Raw genomic sequence first — 20215 nt, forward strand, 5'->3', positions numbered from 1 at the left:
TCATGCTTAAGTTAATCCTCCCCACACTGCTTTCAAGGCCTGCGCAAACCGCAGGCTTTGTGGTCGGGGCGATTATCATCAGCCTTGCTACCTTAACCCCTATTGAATCCCTACCGCCAGCACCAGGCTCCGACAAACTCCATCACATATTAGGCTTTGGTGGTTGGGCGCTACTCTGTGCTTTCGGTCCTTGGCGGCGTTTTGCCATCATGGCATTTTGTATAGTACTGTGGGGCGGTATGATTGAGTTAATACAGCCCAGTGTGAATCGCTATGGTGAATGGTTAGATTTTTTTGCCAATACCTTGGGCGTTATCCTAGTCACGATTATTAGAGGGCTCATCCAAGGGAAGATCGCTCGCTCTAAAACAAACTGACGGCTGGTATAAAAACTGCATCATTTGAAGAACACCTAATTGCCATTATTCGCTGTAAGGGACCTCCAATGACAACAATAACTTCACCAACCAACTTCCTTCGCTCTCTATTCGATGCCGCCCTAGACGTCGCTCAACCTGATAAATGCATACCCCGTTACTTACCTTCTAAGACTTCAGGAAAAACCATTGTTATTGGTGCAGGCAAAGCCTCGGCAGCAATGGCTCGCGCCCTAGAGAAACACTGGCAAGGGCCTTTAACTGGCGTGGTGGTGACCCGTTATGGATATCGAGTGGATTGTGAGCACATTGAAATTTTGGAAGCCGCGCACCCAGTGCCCGACGAAGCTGGTTTGGCCGCCAGTCAACGCATCTTAGAATGCATCAAAGACCTCAGCCCTGAAGATCAGGTTATTGTGCTTATTTCAGGTGGTGGATCAGCCCTAATGCCTTTACCAGCGCAAGGCATCTCATTGGAAGAAAAGCAACAAATTAACCAAGCTCTGCTTAACAGTGGTGCAAACATCATCGAAATGAACATAGTACGCCGCCATCTTTCCGCCATAAAAGGGGGTCGTTTAGCCGCGGCTTGTTACCCTGCTAAAGTGACCAGTTTATTAATTTCGGATGTACCGGGTGATGATCTACCTTCTATTGCCTCAGGCCCAACCGTTGCTGATGAAAGCCGCTGTGAAGATGCGCTGAGGATTATTGATAAATACAAGATTCCAGTCTCAGCTTTGATACGGGAGAATCTAGAAAAAGGTCTTTATGAAACCATTAAGCCAGATGATAAACGCCTTGAAAATTGCACCACCAGCATGATCGCTACCCCACAAATGGCCCTCGAAGCCGCAGCAAAGGTTGCCAAGCAAGCAGGCATTAACAGTATTATTCTAGGGGACAGTATTGAAGGGGAAGCACGAGAAGTCGGCATTATGATGTCGGGAATTGCTCGTCAAGCTCGCACTTTTGGTCAACCTATCCAGCCTCCTTGTGTGATTCTTTCTGGTGGCGAAACCACCGTGACGATGAGAGGTAATGGCGTTGGCGGGCGCAATGTTGAATACTTACTTTCTTTGGCCATTAGTTTACAAGGCATGCCGAAAATTTCCGCCCTAGCAGGAGATACTGACGGTGTAGACGGCGCAGCAGATATTGCTGGCGCTATCATCGATGAACACACCCTAGACAGCGCTTCACAGCAAGGCATGTCGCCAACAGAGTACCTCAACAACAACGATGCCCATAGCTTCTTTCAGGCACTTGATCTTTCTATTATCACCGGACCAACCCTAACCAATGTAAATGACTTTAGAGCAGTGTTTATTGACAAATAACCCATCCTTTATTTCGATTCATACTTCGATCTAGTGAAAGCCGTAGCGAGAACTGTTAATATCAAACCGATCGGTCAAGACATATCAGTTCCGCTATTTTCCATATAGGCTAAGAGGCAATAAATGAGTTCACTAAAAGCTTGGCGTGCAGCCATCGTTCACTGTATCGCAGACCCAAAAGAAGTGGGGATTGAAAACGCTTACGAATACTTTGCCGATGGTCTGCTGGTAACAGAAAATGACAAAGTTCACGCTATTGGTCATACGGACGAGCTATTGCCTAACCTGCCAAAAGATATTGAAATAGAGCATCACCCTGACGGCATTATCACCCCGGGCTTTATTGATACTCACATTCACTACCCACAAACCGACATGATCGGCTCTTATGGAGAACAACTGCTTACCTGGCTGAATACCTATACCTTTCCAGAAGAAAGCAAATTTAGCGATAAGCAGCACGCCAGAGACGTAGCAGATAGATTTTTGGCGGAGTTACTGCGTAATGGAACCACCACAGCACTGGTATTCGGCACGGTCCACAAGGTGTCAGTAGAAGCTTTTTTTGAAGCCTGTGAAGTGCAAAATCTAAGAATGATTTGTGGCAAGGTCATGATGGATAGAAATGCTCCTGGCTACCTCACGGATACGCCTGAAAGCAGCTATGAAGACAGTAAGGCTCTAATCGATACTTGGCACAATAAAGGCCGTCTGCATTACGCCATCACCCCTCGCTTTGCTCCCACCAGCAGTGATGAACAGCTGCAATTGGCAGGCAAGCTATTAGAGGAATACGAGGATGTGTACCTACACACCCATTTATCCGAGAACAAAGATGAGTGCGCTTGGGTACAAGAACTTTTCCCAAACAGCCAAAATTACTTAGATGTGTATGATCAACATCAGCTATTAAGTGAGCGTTCTGTATTTGCCCACGGCATACACTTGTGCGACCACGAGTACCACAGGCTCCATGAAACCGGTTCTGCGATTGCTTTTTGCCCAACCTCGAACCTATTTATTGGTAGCGGCTTATTCAAACTCAGCGCAGCGGAACAACACCAAGTAAATGTTGGTCTAGGAACCGATGTGGGGGGTGGTACCAGCTTCTCCATGCTGCAAACCATGAACGAAGCCTACAAGGTGATTCAACTGCAAAATGAGAATTTAAACCCAATTAAATCTCTTTACCTAGCCACCTTAGGGGGCGCTAAAGCCCTACGCTTAGAAGACAAAATAGGTAACCTTGCGGTGGGCACTGAAGCCGACTTTATTATCCTAGATAAAAAAGCAACGCCGTTACTGACGTCTCGCTTGGCACTGAGTAAAAATATCGAAGAAACATTGTTCGTATTCATGACCATTGGTGACGATCGAGCCATCAAAGCCACCTACTCAGCAGGTCAATGCGTTCACCAAAGATAATGCTATAAAGCAAAAAACCACTTATCGACTGATAAGTGGTTTTTATTAGGTATTAACGGAACAGCCTATTATTAATGAGGCTTCTTGGTTCCGTAACGCACCATATCTTTACCGTTTTCAAACACTTCTTGGCTAACCCAACGCCCCAACAATAACTGCTGATTATCATCCAATACCGCAACAAATGGACGGCCATTAGCATTGTTGGTTGCCAGAGCAATTCCTGAAACATTATCTAAACCTAAGCCACCTGTTTCAATTAAGCGTAAAAAGGTTTCCAGCTCGTCTAGGCTTTCAATTACATGGTTATCACTAATCATTTTATCTACTCTAATCTCAATTAATCGCGCAAGGATACCAGTTATCCGCTATTGGATAAAATCAGACTGTCAACACAATGGGCAAACACCCTCACTTAAATAGGCTTCCTCCACTTCTACGATCCGTTATCCTTATTTCTTACACATACTGACAGCCTAAGACAGATTGTTCCTGAGTATAATCTGCGCCTAACAATTAAGCCTTGCTCTGCAATTTTATCGCATGACTTAACTCACCTCTTATACGGAAATAATATGGATAATCGGCCCAACCATTCAGGCATCTCTTCTACGGAATTTACCATCCTTGTCGCCTTACTGATGTCGATCGTAGCAATTTCTATCGATGCTTTATTGCCTGCTTTGGGCATTATTGGCAGCGAACTGGGTGCCGTCACCGCCAACCAACCTCAATTGCTGATTAGCACGTTATTTCTTGGCATGGCCATTGGACAGCTAATATGTGGCCCACTATCTGATGCTTTGGGTCGCCGCCCTATCTTATTTGCAGGTTTTGCCCTCTATATATTTGGCACATTACTTTGTCATCAAGCAGACTCTTTAGAAGCTTTAATGATAGGTCGTTTTATCCAAGGACTTGGGGTTGCAGGACCTTATATTTCCGCTATTTCTTTGGTACGTGACTTATATCATGGAGCACAAATGGCACGAGTCATGTCACTGGTTATGATGATTTTTGTGTTAGTACCTGCAATAGCACCGTCTTTAGGGCAAGCCATAATGTTCTTTGCGGATTGGCGAGGCATCTTTGAAATGTACCTTGCGTACGCCGCCATACTGATTTTATGGATCTGCTTTCGCCTTCAAGAAACACTCCCTAAAGACAATCGAATTCCCTTTACCCGCAAAGGATTTTTAGACGGTTTTAAAGAAGTGATCACCCATCGCATCACCGCGAGCTATACCATCTGTATGGGGCTATTTTTTGGGAGTTTTATCGGCTATCTCAATTCTTCCCAGCAAATATTTCAGGTGCAATTTGAGACAGGCAACTTATTCTCTGTTTACTTCGGTTTATTAGCATTAGTGCTTGGTTTTGCCTCCCTTATCAATTCACGAATTGTTGAACGCTATGGCGCAAAAACCATTGCCTTCCGAGCAATCTCTACCGTGGTGATTACCTCAGCGGCTTTCTTATGCCTACATGCTTTCATCACAATCAATCTGTGGATGTTTTTAATTTATGCCGCCGTTTTATTTTTCTGCTTCGGTTTACTCTTTGGCAATGTTAATGCTATTGCAATGGAGCCCATGGGTCACGTTGCAGGTATCGCTTCTGCAGTGATTGGTTCTGTATCGTCAGTCATGTCCATGGCAATAGGTACTTTTATCGGCCAAATGTACAACACTACCCTAATACCTATGTCGACAGGCTTTATGACCATGGGAGCGTTGGCATTGATCATTATTTATTGGGCGGAAAAAGGTCGCTTAGAATAAAGTTCGTTATCTATTAATAACTTGATAACAAGCACAGTTGTTATTAAACGTTACAATCTTTACAATACGCTTTCAAAAATCTTAACTTGAATTTTAAAGGGACTAAAATGAAAAAATTGTTAATTGCTTTGGTAGCATTTACTACTCTAATTTTATCTGGTTGTGCAACCGTAATGTCAGGTACAAATCAAACATTAACCTTTAACTCTGATGTTGAGGGTGTAAATGTTTATGTTGATGGTGCATTAATCGGTCAAACCCCTGTAAGTGCTTCATTTAAGAAAAACAAAGCTCAGACTGTTATGTTTACTAAAGAAGGTTATCTCACTGTTACCAGAGAAATAACCAAATCTTTTGACCCTGTAGGTGTCCTTAATATTTTCTGGGATTTATCTACCACCGACTTTATAACTGGCGCTGTTTACGAATATGCTCCTAACGCAATCTATGTAGAAATGCCGCCTAAACAGTAAACAACAATGAAGCAAGGCTATCATCCCATAAAATTTATTTTTATATTGATAGCTTTGCTCTCTCCATATAAAGCCCTTTCTCACACACCCTTTTTTGACATAAGCCTTTCTGAGTTTTTACTAAAAAACTCTTCTGCAATAATCTCTCAAATACATTCTGAATCAGGGCTTGCTTACGAAAGTTTGAAATATCAACTAATACGCTTAGGTTGCTCCTCTGAACAACTGACGTCTCAAAAAATCAAAGATATCAATACCCCCTTTGAGCTAAGAAAAAATCTCACCGAGTTATTTGCAAACTGTGACAAAAGAGAAAATCCACCAAAAAATATTTTTGAGTCTCTTAAAAACAAGGATGTCTATCTAGTATTAGCTGGTGAAAGCCTAAAGTCCCCCATGTCTTACTTTGGTCATTCGATGATTCTCTTCCTAGATCAAAATGACTTCTACTTTTCGCCAGTACTCTCTGTTCTAGCCAAGACAGACGAACTCACTCCGTTTGAAGAGATCATAAAAGGCGGTTTCTCTGAAATAGAGGCCCAAGTTAATTTCATCCCGTTTCATCAGATAATAGATTATTACAATAACCAAGAGTCTCGGGAGCTAAGACTAATAAAACTACCTCCCGATGAATTTGATAAAGAAAAATTGATACAGCATTTTGAAAAATTGTCCAACAGAGATATAAAATATAACTTTTTTACGCAAAACTGCTCAACGTATATTTATGAAGCTCTTGAAAGCAGCTGTAATTGCTTAGATCATGGGCCCCACATTATCACCCCAATATCTATTGAAAAGAAAATATACGAGATTTCGTATAATCATAATAAATTTGAACTAAACTCATTATTTTCTAGATTTCACGAACACTACAATGAGCTATCTAATAAAGAAAAGTCTATTGTCAAAGGCTATTATGAAGGCGATATTCCACCAAAAAAATATAATCATGATGTAGAGCAATCAGCTATCTTAGCCTCTAGGTTAAGCTTTAATACCTATGGCAAGCCAAATAGCACCTATTCGAACATACTAAATACTTTTGGCTATGACAGTTTTCTACTGCAATCCCCTCCTAGTCATAGCAAACCAGTAGATTCAAGCTTAGACAGTACAAATATATCTTCTGCTAAATTAACCCTGTTTGAAGCAGGTGTCAGCCTTAAACTATCTGCAGTGGACTTTAATCATCATGAGCAAAGACAACAACGCAATATTTCATCAAAGCTTTCTGTTGCCTCCATAGAGATATATCAACAATCAGGGGAAACAAAAATTCACTCTATTGATGCCTTAGATATTAGAGCCATAAACCCTATAGATTTTGTATCTCAAAAAGCATCGTGGCGATTAAAAGTTGGTGCTGAAGAGAACCCTCAGCAGGAATTGAAAGGACTTATTAGTTTTGCTATTGGCGCGGCAACACAAATAAATAAAGCAAAACTTTACATTTTACCCAGTGTCGAAATTAGTGAATCATCAAGTTTTCCAGTCTATGCAGGAATACAATACAAAACCTCTCTATTTTCAATAGACTACACAAGCAAAGATTTTAAAGATCATTCCCTATCCATTTTTAGACGCGAGAATTCATCCTTTGGCTACGAACTCAATGCATCCAAAGAGAAAGACTCTAGTACTAGCTTTAAAGCAACCCTAGCCCTCTACTTTTGATTGAAGAATACTTTTAAACTGTTCTGCAACAAAGTGTTATCCAGTACTTCTTTTTGCAATAACGCCGGGGTTAACAGCGCTTCTTTACTAATTGCCGTGAGGGAAAAAAATGCATTTTCTGGACCATAGGCCATTTTTAACCATGCCTTCAGCTGGCTGAGCAGAACCTCTTCAAATTGAGCAAAAAGCGACAAAGTCGAGCTATTCATCTTGTACTGCTCACCGAGCAGGATTCGATATGTGGCTAACCTTTCTGGCTGCGCGCACCAGGTGTGCCACAATGACAACCAACCGCTTAGCGCATCTTGATTGTTGGCGTGGGTTAGCTTCATTATTTCGGCAGCTAAGTCTTGCTCTGCCCGCTGAATAATCTCGACCAAGACAGATTCCCATAAAACCAACTTGGTAGTGAAGTTGCTGTATACGGTCGGTTTGGACACAGCGGCGGCGGCTACCACTTGGTCGATACTGGTGCCTTGATAACCTTGTTTAATAAAGAGCTCGCAAGCGGCTTGGACTATCTGTGCTTTTTTACTGGGTCGACCTCTGGCCATAACCGCCTCATTTTAATTTTACTAAATACCAGAATATCTGGCTCTAAAAGCTCTCATGAATGTATTACACGAAGGCCAACTACTAACCTTCATAGTTGGCTTTAGCTTTGGTGACCTTCTCTAAATACTTCTGAGATTCCGCTCTAGGATGATCGTATCTAAGTTTTTGATAAACACTCGAGGCAGAATTTTGATTCAGCTTGTCCATCGCTATGGTTCGGTCTGCATCAAAGGTTTTTAGTACATTCCCCGTGCCACCATTGTACGCAGAGATCATCGAATACTCTTGGCTGAGTTTGTTGGTCACCTTTACTAAGTAACGAGTCTGTAAAATGTACAAATAGGCGCTACCGATATCGATATTATGCTCTGGGATAAATAACGTTTCTTTGGTTGGTTCATCCGAGCGTTTCTTGACAAGATTGTAAACATCTTTACCTGCGGTGGCGGGTACCACTTGCATCAATCCATAGGCATTGGCTGGGCTTACCGCATAAGGATTAAAAGAACTTTCTGTTTCAATAATGCCATAAATAAGCGCGGGCTCTAGGTTGTAGCGGTTGGCTGCCGCCAACACATACTCGCTGTATTTTTCTTGGCGTAAATGTTGGTGCTGTTCAACCAAATTGAACTCAACCCCATACACCTGTTTACCATCTTGAGAGTATTGTTGAAGTTTATTTTCCACTAGATATTTAGCATAACGCTCAGCACGCCAACGATAACGCACTAGGGTGCCATCGTGATCCACCACTTGAGGGTATAAAAAAGGAACGCCTTCTACATTAGGGGCATCACTGGAGAATATATCGGTTTTGCTAGGGTCCGAAGTGGTTAAAAGTGTGGTGGTGACCGCTTCTTGTAGGCTCACTAAAGGGCTACTGCTTTCCAGAGTTTCAACACGCACCGTGCCTTGTTCAAAGTCTACCAGTGTACGAGCTTGATAATCATCCGTGTATTTAACGTATTTTTTCTTATCGGGCAGTTCAGTGTTATTTTCACCCCAGCGCTCATTCACTTTTTCATCCAGCTCGGCATACAAAGCTCTAATGGCTTTAATATCCGCACGAATTAGCTCGTAGCTTGCTTTGGATTGTTCCGCTATGGCTTTGTAATCTTCTACGCTTTCGGCGGATTTAATCTTCTTAGACAATTCTTGTACCGACTCTGCCGAGTCAAAGTTTAACAATGACTGACAGCCCGTCAGCAACAGCACAGTAGGGGAAAAGATCAATAAAATCGCTTTTTGAAACGGCTTTTTTAACATTCAGGAAATACTCATCTACGCGATTTCAAACAGCTCAATCGACTTGTATTACAATAAATTGTCAAGATAACGTATTCCCTTGATTATGCCAACTGACAAACGCGACTCTGAGGCGCTAAAGGGCACACCAGTCTTTAAGAAAGAGAGAGTTTCCTAACAAGATGAACAACAAGGAATGAATAAAGTGTTGCTCTATTCTACATAAGGAATGAATCGACCCAATATTAACACTAGGCACCACAACATGAGTGATGCGCCAGCAGAAATTTTTAATGACAAAGGAAAATCCTGGGAAGATAAACCTCGAACCTTGGCAGAAAAGTACCAAGCATTTAGCAAGGCTATCCACACACAAAACATTTTCAAAACAAAGGAAGGATTCGAGAAATATCGACTTGGGTCACCAAAAATAAAACCAATACCCGTAATTAGGTTGACCATGAAACCTACGATCGACACCCACACAAACTTTTTTAGCGCAGTAAAAGAGACCTCACCTACAAGCCCCAATACAGATAAATCAATCACTAACATGGCGCCAAACAATAAACTCAGGCCAATAAAATGCAGGCTTTCTAAGGTAGGCCAAACATAGCTATGGCTCACAATGTATTGATTCAGTGTCGATGAACCCAACCATGCGATAAGTGCTTCTAACCCCAACATACCCAGACCTTAAAAAATATAAGCAATTAATCGGCCCGCTATTAACGCACCAAGCCAACAAACCATCGCGACAATGGCTTGCGCTTTATGTTTCATAATGCGTTGTGAGTCTTTAGCCACACTGTTTACGAGCCGATGAGTCATTAGCAAGCCAGCGCAAATTAACAGCAATTTAATTCGTAACGGCCAACTGTACCAAAAGCTGCTGGCATTACCGATAAACAAGGTAGAGCCTGACACTAGGTTTACCACAAACCCTATTAAAGCCCATTTCCAAAACAGATTAATGCGCTCTAGCGGGATACCGTTGCCCATTCCTAAAACTCGTAGCGCAATCATTAGGGACAATCCGACCAAGGTCCCCATACCTAAGGTATGGAGTGTTAAAACGATCGGATAGCCCCACACAGAGGTGGAAACCCAAAGGCCGATAGATGACATTTCTAGCCATACTAAAACTTCCACCGCCATTCTCCCGTTACTTAACCTTGTTGGTTAAATCTGCGCAATCATAAGGTTCATAAGGACTTTCGGTTAATTTTACCTCGTCCTTACCAGAGAACGTCTCTGCCAAATACACAGGGTCTTCACCTTCGTATTCACGGTACAGGGTTAGACCATCGTCACTTAGATAAAAGCGCTCTACTAGATGAAGCTGGTCGCTGTTCATAGCTGCACCGTTTTTAACTGGCGGCGCATGAATATAACCAGGCTTAAAGCCCACCGTGTCGACCACTAAGACATTACCTTCCCAATGACCAATAGAATGCCCGCTAATGCTTGGCTCAATATTTTCAGGATGCTCGTCCAGATCTAAATGAATAGTACGGTTGATGTCCATGAAACCATAGCTAATCACAATATCGTCCTTGGTCTGCTCAATCTTGTTAACTAGCTGATCGAAGGTCCAATCATCAATGACATTGGTCGCACTGCAATGTAAACGCGGCGATTCATCAAAGTCGTAATCGGCTACGGCGGCTTTACCCGCTGCCGTTAAGACAAATCGATTCGGCCCCTCACCCCGTGGCGGACGGTCACCAGATGGCTTACCACCTGCAAATTGCGGTGCACCTTCCGGTGGTGGCCCAGGGGGTCTTCTCTCTCCTGCTCCACCTTTTGATGCCATACCTTCTGGTGGCATACCTTCTGGTTTTTGGCGTTGGGCCACCCAAGTGCCAGATAAATTTGGCGTTCCATCTGCAAGGGTGGTTTTACGCGCTTCTTTTACCAGCTCACCGGCTTTATCAAAAACGGAGTTGCGATCAATGGTGACACCGTTTTCGAAAGTAATGGTATGCACATAACAGGCATGCTCTTCATTACGAGCAGGAGAACCGATAACTTTTATCTGCTTGCCCTTAGCAAAGGTGCTAGAAGTCCAGCCAGCGCGTTTTAGTACACTACCTGTGCCCAATTCACAGCGCCACTCTTCAGAACTCCCCTGAGCATTTAAAACATTAAAGTAAATATAAGCGTGGGGGTTTACCAAGCGGCTTTTTGTCACCACCCCTTCAACTTTAATGGTTTGGGATTCATCAAATTGGCCATTAACGCCATGGTGAGCATAGCTTTTTCCAGCCATTAAAGTGGCACTAAACAACAGCACTAAAGAACTTTTAGAAAGCAACTGATTCATTCTGGTCTCTTTTAAAAAATACATCACTAAGGTGGAAAAATTTTACCCAAGGCGTCCGCAGATCAACAAGCCAGTAAAGAGTAAAGCCGCGTAAAGAAACTAACAGCAAAACAGACTTTACGGGGACACCACAGCAGACAACGCACCGACAAATGACCGGTATCACATAGCAACCAATTTTAGTTAGAAGTAGCACTCTTGACCTGAACCAGAAAATTCACTAAATTAACTAAACGGTATAGTTAAATTAATAATTAGGAGATCAGCATGAAAAGTAACAATGGTTTCTATGGTCAGTTTGGCGGTAGCTACATTCCCGAAATTCTTTATTCCAGCCAACAGCAAATTTTAAAAGCCTTTGAAGAAGCTAAAAACGACCCAGAATTTCTTGCTGATTTGCATACCCAGTGGCAACAATTTTCAGGCCGCCCTACCCCATTAACATTCTGTGAGAATTTGACGGAACATTTTGGCGGCGCGCAAATTTATCTAAAACGTGAAGATTTGAACCACAGCGGCGCTCACAAAATGAATAATGTTATTGGCCAAGGTTTGCTGGTAAAGCGCATGGGTAAAAAGCGCGTGATTGCCGAAACAGGGGCTGGGCAACATGGTATCGCCACCGCTCTAGTAGCCGCTCGACTAGGCCTTGAATGCACCATTTATATGGGTGCGAAAGACATCGCAAGACAATACCCAAACGTATTTTGGATGAAGCAACTCGGCGCCAAGGTTGTGCCCGTAAAAACAGGTGCCCAGACCTTACGAGACGCCCTAGATGAAGCCCTACGGGATTGGTCTTCTAGCCACGAAGACAGCCATTATTTAATCGGCACCTCTTGTGGCTGTGCCCCCTTCCCTGAAATGGTGGCGTTTTTCCAATCTGTCATTGGCGATGAAGTCCGCCAACAAAGCCTAGCGCAATTCGGTCAACTGCCCGATCGCCTATATGCCTGTGTGGGCGGTGGTTCGAATGCACTGGGTTTATTCCTACCTTTTGTGGAGGACGAAAATGTCTCTATGGTGGGCATTGAAGCGGGAGGCAAGGGGTTAGAACTCGGGGAGCACTCCATTCGGCTTTCCCACAATCTTGGCTCACCGGGCATTGCGCAAGGTTTTGCCACTATGTTTTTACAAGACCAAGCGGGTCAATTACAAGAGACACATTCTATTGCTGCGGGCTTAGACTATGTTGGTGTCTCACCTATTATCGCGCACCTAGCCGATACAGGTCGTATTGAGATGAGCTATGCCATGGACGATGAAGTAATAGACGCTTGCACGTTATTGCTCAAAAAAGAAGGTATTATCCCGGCATTAGAATCTTCCCACGCGTTAGCTGGTGCCTTTAAAGATGCGGCTAATTTACCTAAGACTAGCCGTATTGTTATCAATCTTTCTGGACGTGGCGATAAGGACATTTTCAACCTAGCCAAAGCTGTACAAGACGAAACCTTTCCAGAATTTTTGGGTGAATACCTAACAACCTATAAAACCCCAGAACAAACCTCGGAGGAAATCGCATGAGCCAACTTACGCAGTTTATACATCAACAGCGTCAGCAAAAATCTATTCTAGCCATGACCCACGTGGTCTATGGCTACCCAAGCATTGAAGAAAGTTTGCAATGGATGGCTCGGCTCATGGCTGAAGGCGTTGACTTCATTGAAGTGCAATTTCCGTTCTCTGATCCAGTAGCAGATGGCCCTAGTATAGTCGCGGCCTGCCACCAAGCTTTGCAACAAGAATTGGATGTCGAAACGTGCTTAGTGCAGCTAGGAGAACTTGCCAAGCAATACCCTCAGAGTCGTATGGTTCTCATGAGCTATTTAAATCCAATGTATCGATATGGCTTAGAGAAACTTGCTCAACGGGCTGCAGAGGAAAATATTCTTGGCATTATTTTACCGGACTTACCGATCGAGCAGGCTGGGGAATTTCGCCAGGCTTGCCAAGACAATAATATCGACCCTATCTGGCTTGTTACCCCAGCCACACCTACTGACAGGCTCGCTATGTTAGCCAAGCAAAGCCAAGGCTTTCTTTATTGTGTGGCGCGCTCTGGTGTGACAGGCAACTCCGACTATAAAAGCCCTGCAGAAACCTCTTTAGAAAGCTACTTGGCAAATATCAAGCAACACACAAAAACACCTCTTGGAGTAGGCTTTGGGTTACGAGAGAGACAACACATTGAGCAGCTATCGGGTCAGGCCGACATCGCTATTATAGGCTCAGCCTTGTTAGATGCTTACAATGTTGGAGGTCAGGATAACGCGATTGGGTTGATCAAAAAGCTCTTTCAATAACAAGCAAGGCAGTGCTGCTAAGCACTTAAATCACAAGGCGTTAGAAGCAACTTGCTCCTAACGCCTTTATTTTAGCTGTTCTGTCCGTCTTCGTTGTCACGCATTTCATTACGACGGTTAGTCGACCAGTTGTTATCCGTGATTTGGAAGCGGTTAATGTTATCCATAATATTGTCTGCAAGCTTGATAACATCCTTACCAACTTTAGAAGAATGACTTGTCTGCTCATTAATTTGCATAAAGCTTTGGCGCATTCCTTCATAATGGGACGTAACATCTAGGAAGTTCTTCTGCTGGTTTTCTACCGCCAGATCGATATGGCCAACCTTATCGGAAATGGTTTCCATAGCCGCCTTGATCTTGGCTAACGACTCCGTTGCTTCGGTAGCATAGCCAGAAGAACGAGTCGCATTTTCTTTGCTCTTCTCCATGCGCTGGACCACTTTTTCAGTACCGTTTTGAATCGCGCCTACCATGTCGGCGACTTCATCGGTGGACTGACGAGTTTTCGACGCTAATGTTCTGACTTCATCTGCCACTACGGCAAAACCACGGCCAGCTTCCCCAGCACGGGCGGCTTCAATCGCAGCATTCAATGCCAACAAATTTGTTTGTTCAGAGATGCCATTGATCACGTCAATAATGCCTGCGATTCTATCGGTATCATCTTTCAGAGTAGACAGAGCATCTACCGCCAGAGTGATTTCTTCGGACAATTCCGCCATCACATCGGCCACTTTAATGACCACCTGACCACTCTTATGAACGGTCTCATTACCTTCAATTGTCGCTTCACCTATCAGCTTAAGCTCATCTTCTACCTGCTTGGTTGAATCATTGGTATCGGCTAAACAAACATTCACAAGATCCGCCTGCTCTTTTTGCTGCTGAGTGGCGGCAGCAAGCTCAAAGTTCACATCCGCCATATCGCCGGAAATAGGTTTCAGCCTTACGACCGAGGCCAAAACTGTAGAGAAGGTCGAATCAATATGATCGGTGAAATTATTAATACCCTTGGCAAGTTCGGTTAGCTCATCGTTACCTTTCTCTGGCAAACGTTGAGTCAAATCACCGTTACCTTCAGCTATGTTATGCATTAGAGCCACCATGGTATCAATCGGCTTCACAATAACCCTAGCCAACAACAAACCAAGTAATGCCCCGATGATCAACGTAATAACAGACACAATCGCTAGATTGGTATGAATGACCGTTTGTAATTGGCTGACCGATTCTAAGGCTTCTTCCTCATGAATTTCACTAATGATAATCCAATCCATACCGTATATTTTTAGGGGTCTAAAGGCACTTAATGTCTTTTCACCAAAATAGTTAGCGTCAGCAATAACACCTGATTTACCTTCAATAGCCTGCTTAACTGCATCGGTTTCAACTTTTAATAACTCTATGGTTGTGCCACGGGTATTAATTTTTTCTAAGGTGGAGGCTGATACATTAAGCTGCTGACTCTTAGCATTAAAGGCTTGTTGGTCTTCTAGCAAAGTTCGGTCATTACTGCGCATTAACAAGTCGTGCCCTACTATGTAGGTCTGGCCTGTTTTGCCTAGGCCACTTTCTTGCCATTTTTTATGATGGGACATGACCGCTTCGATTTTATCGATTGGCATCTGGAAGATGAGTACGCCAACCATTTTACCGTTTTCAAAAATACCGGATGAAGTAAAGGAAGCGGCGGAGTTGTAAGAAGGGCCATAAGGCGAGAAATCAGTTAAGTAAGCAGCGCCTTTTTTATTACCTTTCACCGCCATATTAAAGGCCTTGGCAATACCAGTATCTTTATAAGGGCCAGTTAATAAAGAAGTACCGAAATCCAACTCTTTGAACACACTATAAATAATATGCCCTGTCTGAGCATCGGCAATAAACACATCATAATAGCCAAACTCTTGCTGAAAATTTCGAAAACTTGGATGAAACTTACCATGCACTTGATCGTAAAAAGCACCATTATTGGCAGTGGTTAGGCTGTCTTTTTCGCCTAATGGTGCTGGGTTTTCACTGATGTAGGTTTGTTGCAAAGCCTTAGCTACTGGGCTGAGACCTGCGACCAATTGGTTTGGATTACTCGTCTGACCACTGTTTAACTCTTTAAACTGTTTATCAAATGCCCCAGTGTAATAGTCTTTGAGTTTTTGCTCGGTGCTAGAAGAAGTGGTTAAAGGATATTCAAGAAAGGCTTTACGAAAACTGGTGGTTGCTTCAAGAGTGGCCGTATTTTGCGCCAGACTGCTCACTTGGCTTTCAATAAAGGAAAAATAGGTTTCAATAGATTGAGCCGTGAGCTCCCGTGACACGATGAGTTGTTTATTCGCACTGGCTTTCAGGGCGTCGCTGCCTTCTTTTAAAGCGTTCTCACTGAGAATCAAACCAACAATAATGGTTGGCACAAAAGCCAGCAGAGTCCCCATCAAAATCAAACGCGTTTTTATGGATAAAGCCATGATTCATTTCCCTTATAGTTATGCTAGTACGGTTTACAACTATTAACTATTAACTTTCACTAAAGTTACCTTAAAATAAGTATCGCAAGGCTTTTCGAACATTAGAAGCCTGAGCCTATACTTTTAGGTTAAATATTTGACCTAGCTTAGTATATTTAGCTTTTTCTAGATTTTTACGACTTATCGACGCTATAAATTCTGCGTCACTCGCCATGATGCCCGTTGGCTTTTAATCCGATTGTGATGAAACCGTCTTGTTTTTCAAACACGTATTACCAAGTAAACTTCAACTCTTGTGCTCACCCTTGGCTTTTATCTAGGTTGATTACGCCCAGAAATTCTCAACTCTGATAGTTACCTAGCACTGTCCCCATTTCAGTCAAATCTTTCAAAAAAATCTGTGTTAAAAGCCTGTTTTAAATACTTCACTGGCCGCTTCTACACAAAGGGAGCAGTAGAATCGATTTGCTTAATATCAAAACCTAGCATAAACATTGCTTTATCAATTTTCCTAAAATTTTCTTGAGTGACTTCACCATACTCTAACTTACATAAGTACCTCAGAAACCACGATGCCACTTTATTTGCCTTGAAGTTGCGCTCATTATTCTGTGACTTAATATCAATACCAAGTAATGCTCGATACTCACTATTCAAACACCGAGCTCGGGCTGCCACCCCTCTAAATGAAACAAGATATTTTGTTATCTCTGTTAACGCATCCTTCTGTTCAGACTCTTCAAGCGAATAGTAGAAACAGGCGAATATATAGTTAATATAAGCAGCGACTCTTGAGTCATAAATAGCAGTTCGATCAAACATAAATGAGAAGACTTTAGTCCAGCCACTAGACCAGCTTTTACTCTCGATACCGATTAAGAGATCATGATCATTTTCAAACCATGCTTTACACTCTGCAAGATAGGGTTTCAATTCCCTTTTACGATGAAGAGTAATTGCCTCTATAATATTTGAGGACTGAACTCCTCCCCAGTCAAAGATTTCTACACATTGCAAAATAAGCTCATTCTCTGACACTGTTGCGGAGAAATTTATTTGCTGTTCAATGTTAACCAAATACTCGCCAGACGGTTTATAGCTGTACTCTTCAGAAGCAGATCGAATGCAATCAAATTTAATATCACCTTTGCGCTTACCAAAGTTCACGACCGACGCAGCGTTACGAATCTTATTTTGATAGAAACGCCCAAAGTTCAATTCATCTAGGATCTGAGCAAGGTCTTTATAAGAATTCATAGTTTTACTCTTTAACATGAACGTCAGACTAGCTTATTAGGAATCAAACATTAATGAGCTGTACTGCAGCGACACCGATGTCATCATTTTCACAACTCACATATGAATCATATGGATCTGGTGATATATCAATTCTTAGGCTTGAACCAGATGGCTCACAATCAGCATTCATTTCAGCTTCGGTTCGTTTTTGAGCCAACTCTAAATATTTAATAGTCGTTGCTTCATCTAATGTAATCACAAGCTTTTGGTTCATAAATAAACCCTTATATGATCTTTTATTCCCACTATATGACAATTCATGTCAAGGACACTTAAGCTCCCTGTTCAATAAACAGAAGCTCTGTAAGTTCTACCAATTCACACCCTAAATAGCACGCAGTTTTATCTGAGCTGTCAGTCACCGTAATGCAAGCTACGTCTGTTAAAAAACATACGTAGCTTGCACTTTTTAGAATAGTTTACCCCTATTCTTTAGCTTGATTAATTTTTTCCAAAGGTAAACACTTCACTTTTTCTAACTTCTCAATAGGTATCCCCCCTACTGCTCGAAAGAATTTATACATACCAAATAAAAATCCAACCGGGATAATGATAACTTTGAAGATATACATAGCTATTAACATCAGGAAGCTTTCGATAGCCAAGTTCAAAGAATCAACAAACGAAGTTACTTTCTTTTTAGCTGCAAAAGTAAGAGTTCCAATGCCATTTTTGATACTTTGAAAAGTACTAACTTCATCACTTTCATAATCTTCTTTTAATGATTGATATTCTTTTTCATTATCTTCAATCGTATCAATTAGGTCTTCTAGGTTATCTTGTTTTTTACTAACCTCGTTATCTAGAGAGCTGCGTTGTATCTTCAAGATTTTAACTGCACTACTTTCACTTATAAATTTATCAATCAAAGATATATTCGCTGTTTGAGCTTCAATATCCCCCTCCACTCTCTCTATATCTGCTTCCAACACCTCAATTTCTATATTTAAAGCATCTACTTTCTTTTTCTGAACTTCAGTTTCAGAACTCAAATCATCCATTTCTTTCTTTATTTGAATTTTTATTTCAGAACTAAGATCAAGTGCCTGATCAAGTTGCGTTGGCGAGGTAGGAAATGTTTTTAGCTTGCTATTTTCTTCTTCAATCTGCTTATCAACAAAAGCACTTGATACCATGCTTGAAGCTATCGCAACTAACGCTATAGAGAACTTACAAGCTACAGCTATAATAAAAACCTTATATGTGATCGCTTGATATGAACGATAGTGATAGTGAGTTACAACACAAGCTATACCAGCTAATGTTAAAAGCAATTTAAAATGAATCGTTTGAAATATCTCAACCATGATTTTCTGTATCAGTAGTGAGCTGATTGCATATTTAATTACAGTAGAAAAATCTTCAACCATATCATTCAAAGGGTCAAGTAACTCACCTATTTGGATAGAACCGATAAGAGGGACCTGTAAAGTAATCGTTGATAAGACGGAGACAATTGCATTGAAAGCCTTAGCAAAACCGAATGAAACGGTGGCAGTTACGATAGAGCCATCAATATATTCTTCTGCATAGTGATCAACAACACTCACCCAACACAATGCGACTAAAACAAACACTACGATAGAAATCGTATTTTCTTTAACAAAGTTCATTTCTACTTCCCTTTATTTATAAACTTATTCTCTATACAAGCGGCATAGAGCTCTCTATTTTCAAAAAGCGTTGTCTCAACTTCATTCAGTAACTGCCTTTCAGACCTCGATAAATCATGTCTGTGCTTTTTAGGGACCAAACAGCCACTGAATACTAAGCTTTCATCTCGCTCACTAGGTAATTTAATAAATTCCTTGTAATCTCTTACCATACTTTCAAACAATGTCTGTTTTTCGATTGGAGGCAAAGGAATTTTTAGCTCTTTGATATGCTTTAAGTTACAGCGTTTCTTTCTTATACCGTTTAGTTGCGATAGATACCATTCGCGCTCATATGCTATATGTAGTAGCAACCAATCGACATTTACAAGATCATTATGAATCAAACAGGCAGTCGATTTATTAGACTCCAATACATCTTGTAGTAAAGATACGCTGAGCATTTGAGGATCACGCATACCTAGGATAAGAGATCTTTTAGGAAAAACGGATACGTTTGAAGAAAGTAGATTTTTAGATATCTGGTTGTCATCAGAACAACTTAAAAAACGATAATTTAATGGCTCAAGACCGTAAAAACTAACAGCATCACCAAAATATTCATCTATGTGATGTTCATCCGAATCGCCTGTTAACCAGATACCAAGATCCTCGAAACTCCTCATTTCCCAGCCAAAAGGATTAGTTTCGGCCTCTCCAAAGAGATTAGTAAACTCTTCACACAAATAAGGGTTTAGCTCATCAATCGCTTTTAAGCGCCACTCTAAAAGAATACTTTTTATTGCATCAATAATCACAAGATGTGCTTCTACATCACTTAAACTAGCTTGTCTATTATTCTGCGCTTTGTTTAGCATGTTAGCTGGGTGAGCAAAAAACTTATATCTATTAATGTAATCAAAAATACCGCTCTCGTTTCTTATACACCACCTATAAATAGCACTAACGCTATATGCATGTGGTGTGCTGCAAATAACTATTCGACGAGAGTGGCTATCAACATCTTCCTCTGTAATAAAAACATCTGCACCACCCCAGAAATAATTAAAACCATATTCATGGTTTCTAGACTCGGGAATTTTATGCTCGAATGGATTGAAATCGTTCACTAACACGTCAAATTCAAGACGTGTAACCTTCATCATGAATTCATCTATTTGGCAGATATGCTTCTTTATTTTAAAAATTTTTCCATGAGTTCCATTCACAATAAATCCTGCATCATTAAGTTTCGTTTTTATCGTTTCGACATAGGAAACTACGCCCAGTTGCAAGCGACACTACTTTTAAAATCATGTCGCTTACAACTGGCCTTACTCAAACGTCTGATAATAAA

19 protein-coding genes are annotated in these 20215 nt (G+C 41.7%); 8 read left to right on the plus strand and 11 right to left on the minus strand.

Annotation, left to right across the window (positions count from 1 at the left end):
• The first annotated feature begins 2 nt into the window (after nt 1–2).
• The 3 genes from ABJF92_RS10155 to guaD all read left to right on the plus strand — a co-directional run bounded on the left by ABJF92_RS10155 (nt 3) and on the right by guaD (nt 3142).
• The gene (locus tag ABJF92_RS10155) at nt 3–377 is read left to right on the plus strand and encodes a hypothetical protein (protein ID WP_446815681.1); all 375 of its coding nucleotides are present in this window, start codon (nt 3–5) and stop codon (nt 375–377) included.
• A 68-nt stretch (nt 378–445) separates the two neighbouring features.
• Complete coding sequence (locus tag ABJF92_RS10160) at nt 446–1717, plus strand: glycerate kinase type-2 family protein (protein ID WP_446815682.1); 1272 nt, start codon at nt 446–448, stop codon at nt 1715–1717.
• A 123-nt stretch (nt 1718–1840) separates the two neighbouring features.
• A complete protein-coding gene (gene guaD / locus ABJF92_RS10165; RefSeq protein WP_446815683.1) occupies nt 1841–3142 on the plus strand; it encodes a guanine deaminase in 1302 nt (433 codons plus the stop codon).
• 71 nt (nt 3143–3213) lie between these two features.
• On the opposite strand, the gene ABJF92_RS10170 is transcribed toward guaD, so the two are convergent.
• On the minus strand, nt 3214–3462 hold the full coding sequence (locus ABJF92_RS10170; RefSeq protein ID WP_446815684.1) for a hypothetical protein: 249 nt from the start codon (nt 3460–3462) through the stop codon (nt 3214–3216).
• A gap of 255 nt (nt 3463–3717) precedes the next feature.
• Between ABJF92_RS10170 and ABJF92_RS10175 the strand changes: the two genes are divergently transcribed.
• From ABJF92_RS10175 to ABJF92_RS10185, 3 genes are all read left to right on the plus strand, one after another.
• Nucleotides 3718–4923, plus strand: a complete 1206-nt coding sequence (locus tag ABJF92_RS10175; protein WP_446815685.1) for a multidrug effflux MFS transporter — start codon at nt 3718–3720, stop codon at nt 4921–4923.
• A 107-nt stretch (nt 4924–5030) separates the two neighbouring features.
• Entirely contained in the window at nt 5031–5396 is a 366-nt protein-coding gene (locus ABJF92_RS10180; protein ID WP_446815686.1) for a PEGA domain-containing protein, read from the plus strand.
• Between the two features lie 6 nt (nt 5397–5402).
• Entirely contained in the window at nt 5403–7073 is a 1671-nt protein-coding gene (locus ABJF92_RS10185; RefSeq protein ID WP_446815687.1) for a lipoprotein N-acyltransferase Lnb domain-containing protein, read from the plus strand.
• Here ABJF92_RS10185 and ABJF92_RS10190 read toward each other — a convergent pair.
• The 5 genes from ABJF92_RS10190 to ABJF92_RS10210 form a co-directional block, all read right to left on the minus strand.
• Nucleotides 7064–7627: a TetR/AcrR family transcriptional regulator gene (locus tag ABJF92_RS10190; protein ID WP_446815688.1), complete on the minus strand. Its 564-nt coding sequence runs from the start codon at nt 7625–7627 to the stop codon at nt 7064–7066. The two genes, ABJF92_RS10185 and ABJF92_RS10190, sit on opposite strands and share 10 nt — an antisense overlap.
• Before the next feature lie 82 nt (nt 7628–7709).
• Nucleotides 7710–8894 carry a murein transglycosylase domain-containing protein gene (locus ABJF92_RS10195; protein ID WP_446815689.1) on the minus strand — a complete coding sequence of 395 codons (1185 nt, stop codon included), beginning with the start codon at nt 8892–8894 and terminating at the stop codon, nt 7710–7712.
• A 192-nt stretch (nt 8895–9086) separates the two neighbouring features.
• Nucleotides 9087–9560, minus strand: a complete 474-nt coding sequence (locus ABJF92_RS10200; protein ID WP_446815690.1) for a hypothetical protein — start codon at nt 9558–9560, stop codon at nt 9087–9089.
• Nucleotides 9561–9569: 9 nt separating this feature from the next.
• Nucleotides 9570–10025 carry a hypothetical protein gene (locus ABJF92_RS10205; RefSeq protein WP_446815691.1) on the minus strand — a complete coding sequence of 152 codons (456 nt, stop codon included), beginning with the start codon at nt 10023–10025 and terminating at the stop codon, nt 9570–9572.
• Nucleotides 10026–10038: 13 nt separating this feature from the next.
• Complete coding sequence (locus tag ABJF92_RS10210) at nt 10039–11199, minus strand: DUF6152 family protein (protein WP_446815692.1); 1161 nt, start codon at nt 11197–11199, stop codon at nt 10039–10041.
• 267 nt (nt 11200–11466) lie between these two features.
• Between ABJF92_RS10210 and trpB the strand changes: the two genes are divergently transcribed.
• Together trpB and trpA are read left to right on the plus strand one after the other, a co-directional pair.
• Nucleotides 11467–12726 (plus strand): tryptophan synthase subunit beta, encoded by a 1260-nt coding sequence (gene trpB / locus ABJF92_RS10215; RefSeq protein ID WP_446815693.1) that lies wholly within the window; start codon nt 11467–11469, stop codon nt 12724–12726.
• Nucleotides 12723–13505: a tryptophan synthase subunit alpha gene (gene trpA / locus ABJF92_RS10220; protein WP_446815694.1), complete on the plus strand. Its 783-nt coding sequence runs from the start codon at nt 12723–12725 to the stop codon at nt 13503–13505. The genes trpB and trpA overlap by 4 nt, the downstream gene beginning before the upstream one ends.
• 71 nt (nt 13506–13576) lie before the next feature.
• On the opposite strand, the gene ABJF92_RS10225 is transcribed toward trpA, so the two are convergent.
• The 5 genes from ABJF92_RS10225 to ABJF92_RS10245 form a co-directional block, all read right to left on the minus strand.
• A complete protein-coding gene (locus ABJF92_RS10225) occupies nt 13577–15967 on the minus strand; it encodes a methyl-accepting chemotaxis protein (RefSeq protein ID WP_446815695.1) in 2391 nt (796 codons plus the stop codon).
• 438 nt (nt 15968–16405) lie between these two features.
• Entirely contained in the window at nt 16406–17224 is an 819-nt protein-coding gene (locus tag ABJF92_RS10230; RefSeq protein ID WP_446815696.1) for a hypothetical protein, read from the minus strand.
• A 43-nt stretch (nt 17225–17267) separates the two neighbouring features.
• A complete protein-coding gene (locus tag ABJF92_RS10235; protein WP_446815697.1) occupies nt 17268–17480 on the minus strand; it encodes a hypothetical protein in 213 nt (70 codons plus the stop codon).
• 211 nt (nt 17481–17691) lie between these two features.
• Nucleotides 17692–18879 (minus strand): coiled-coil domain-containing protein, encoded by a 1188-nt coding sequence (locus ABJF92_RS10240; RefSeq protein ID WP_446815698.1) that lies wholly within the window; start codon nt 18877–18879, stop codon nt 17692–17694.
• Between the two features lie 2 nt (nt 18880–18881).
• Entirely contained in the window at nt 18882–20153 is a 1272-nt protein-coding gene (locus ABJF92_RS10245; RefSeq protein ID WP_446815699.1) for a restriction endonuclease subunit S, read from the minus strand.
• Between the last annotated feature and the right edge of the window lie 62 nt (nt 20154–20215).

It is taken from the genome of Marinomonas sp. (assembly GCF_039940335.1).
In the GTDB taxonomy this organism is placed as follows: domain Bacteria; phylum Pseudomonadota; class Gammaproteobacteria; order Pseudomonadales; family Marinomonadaceae; genus Marinomonas.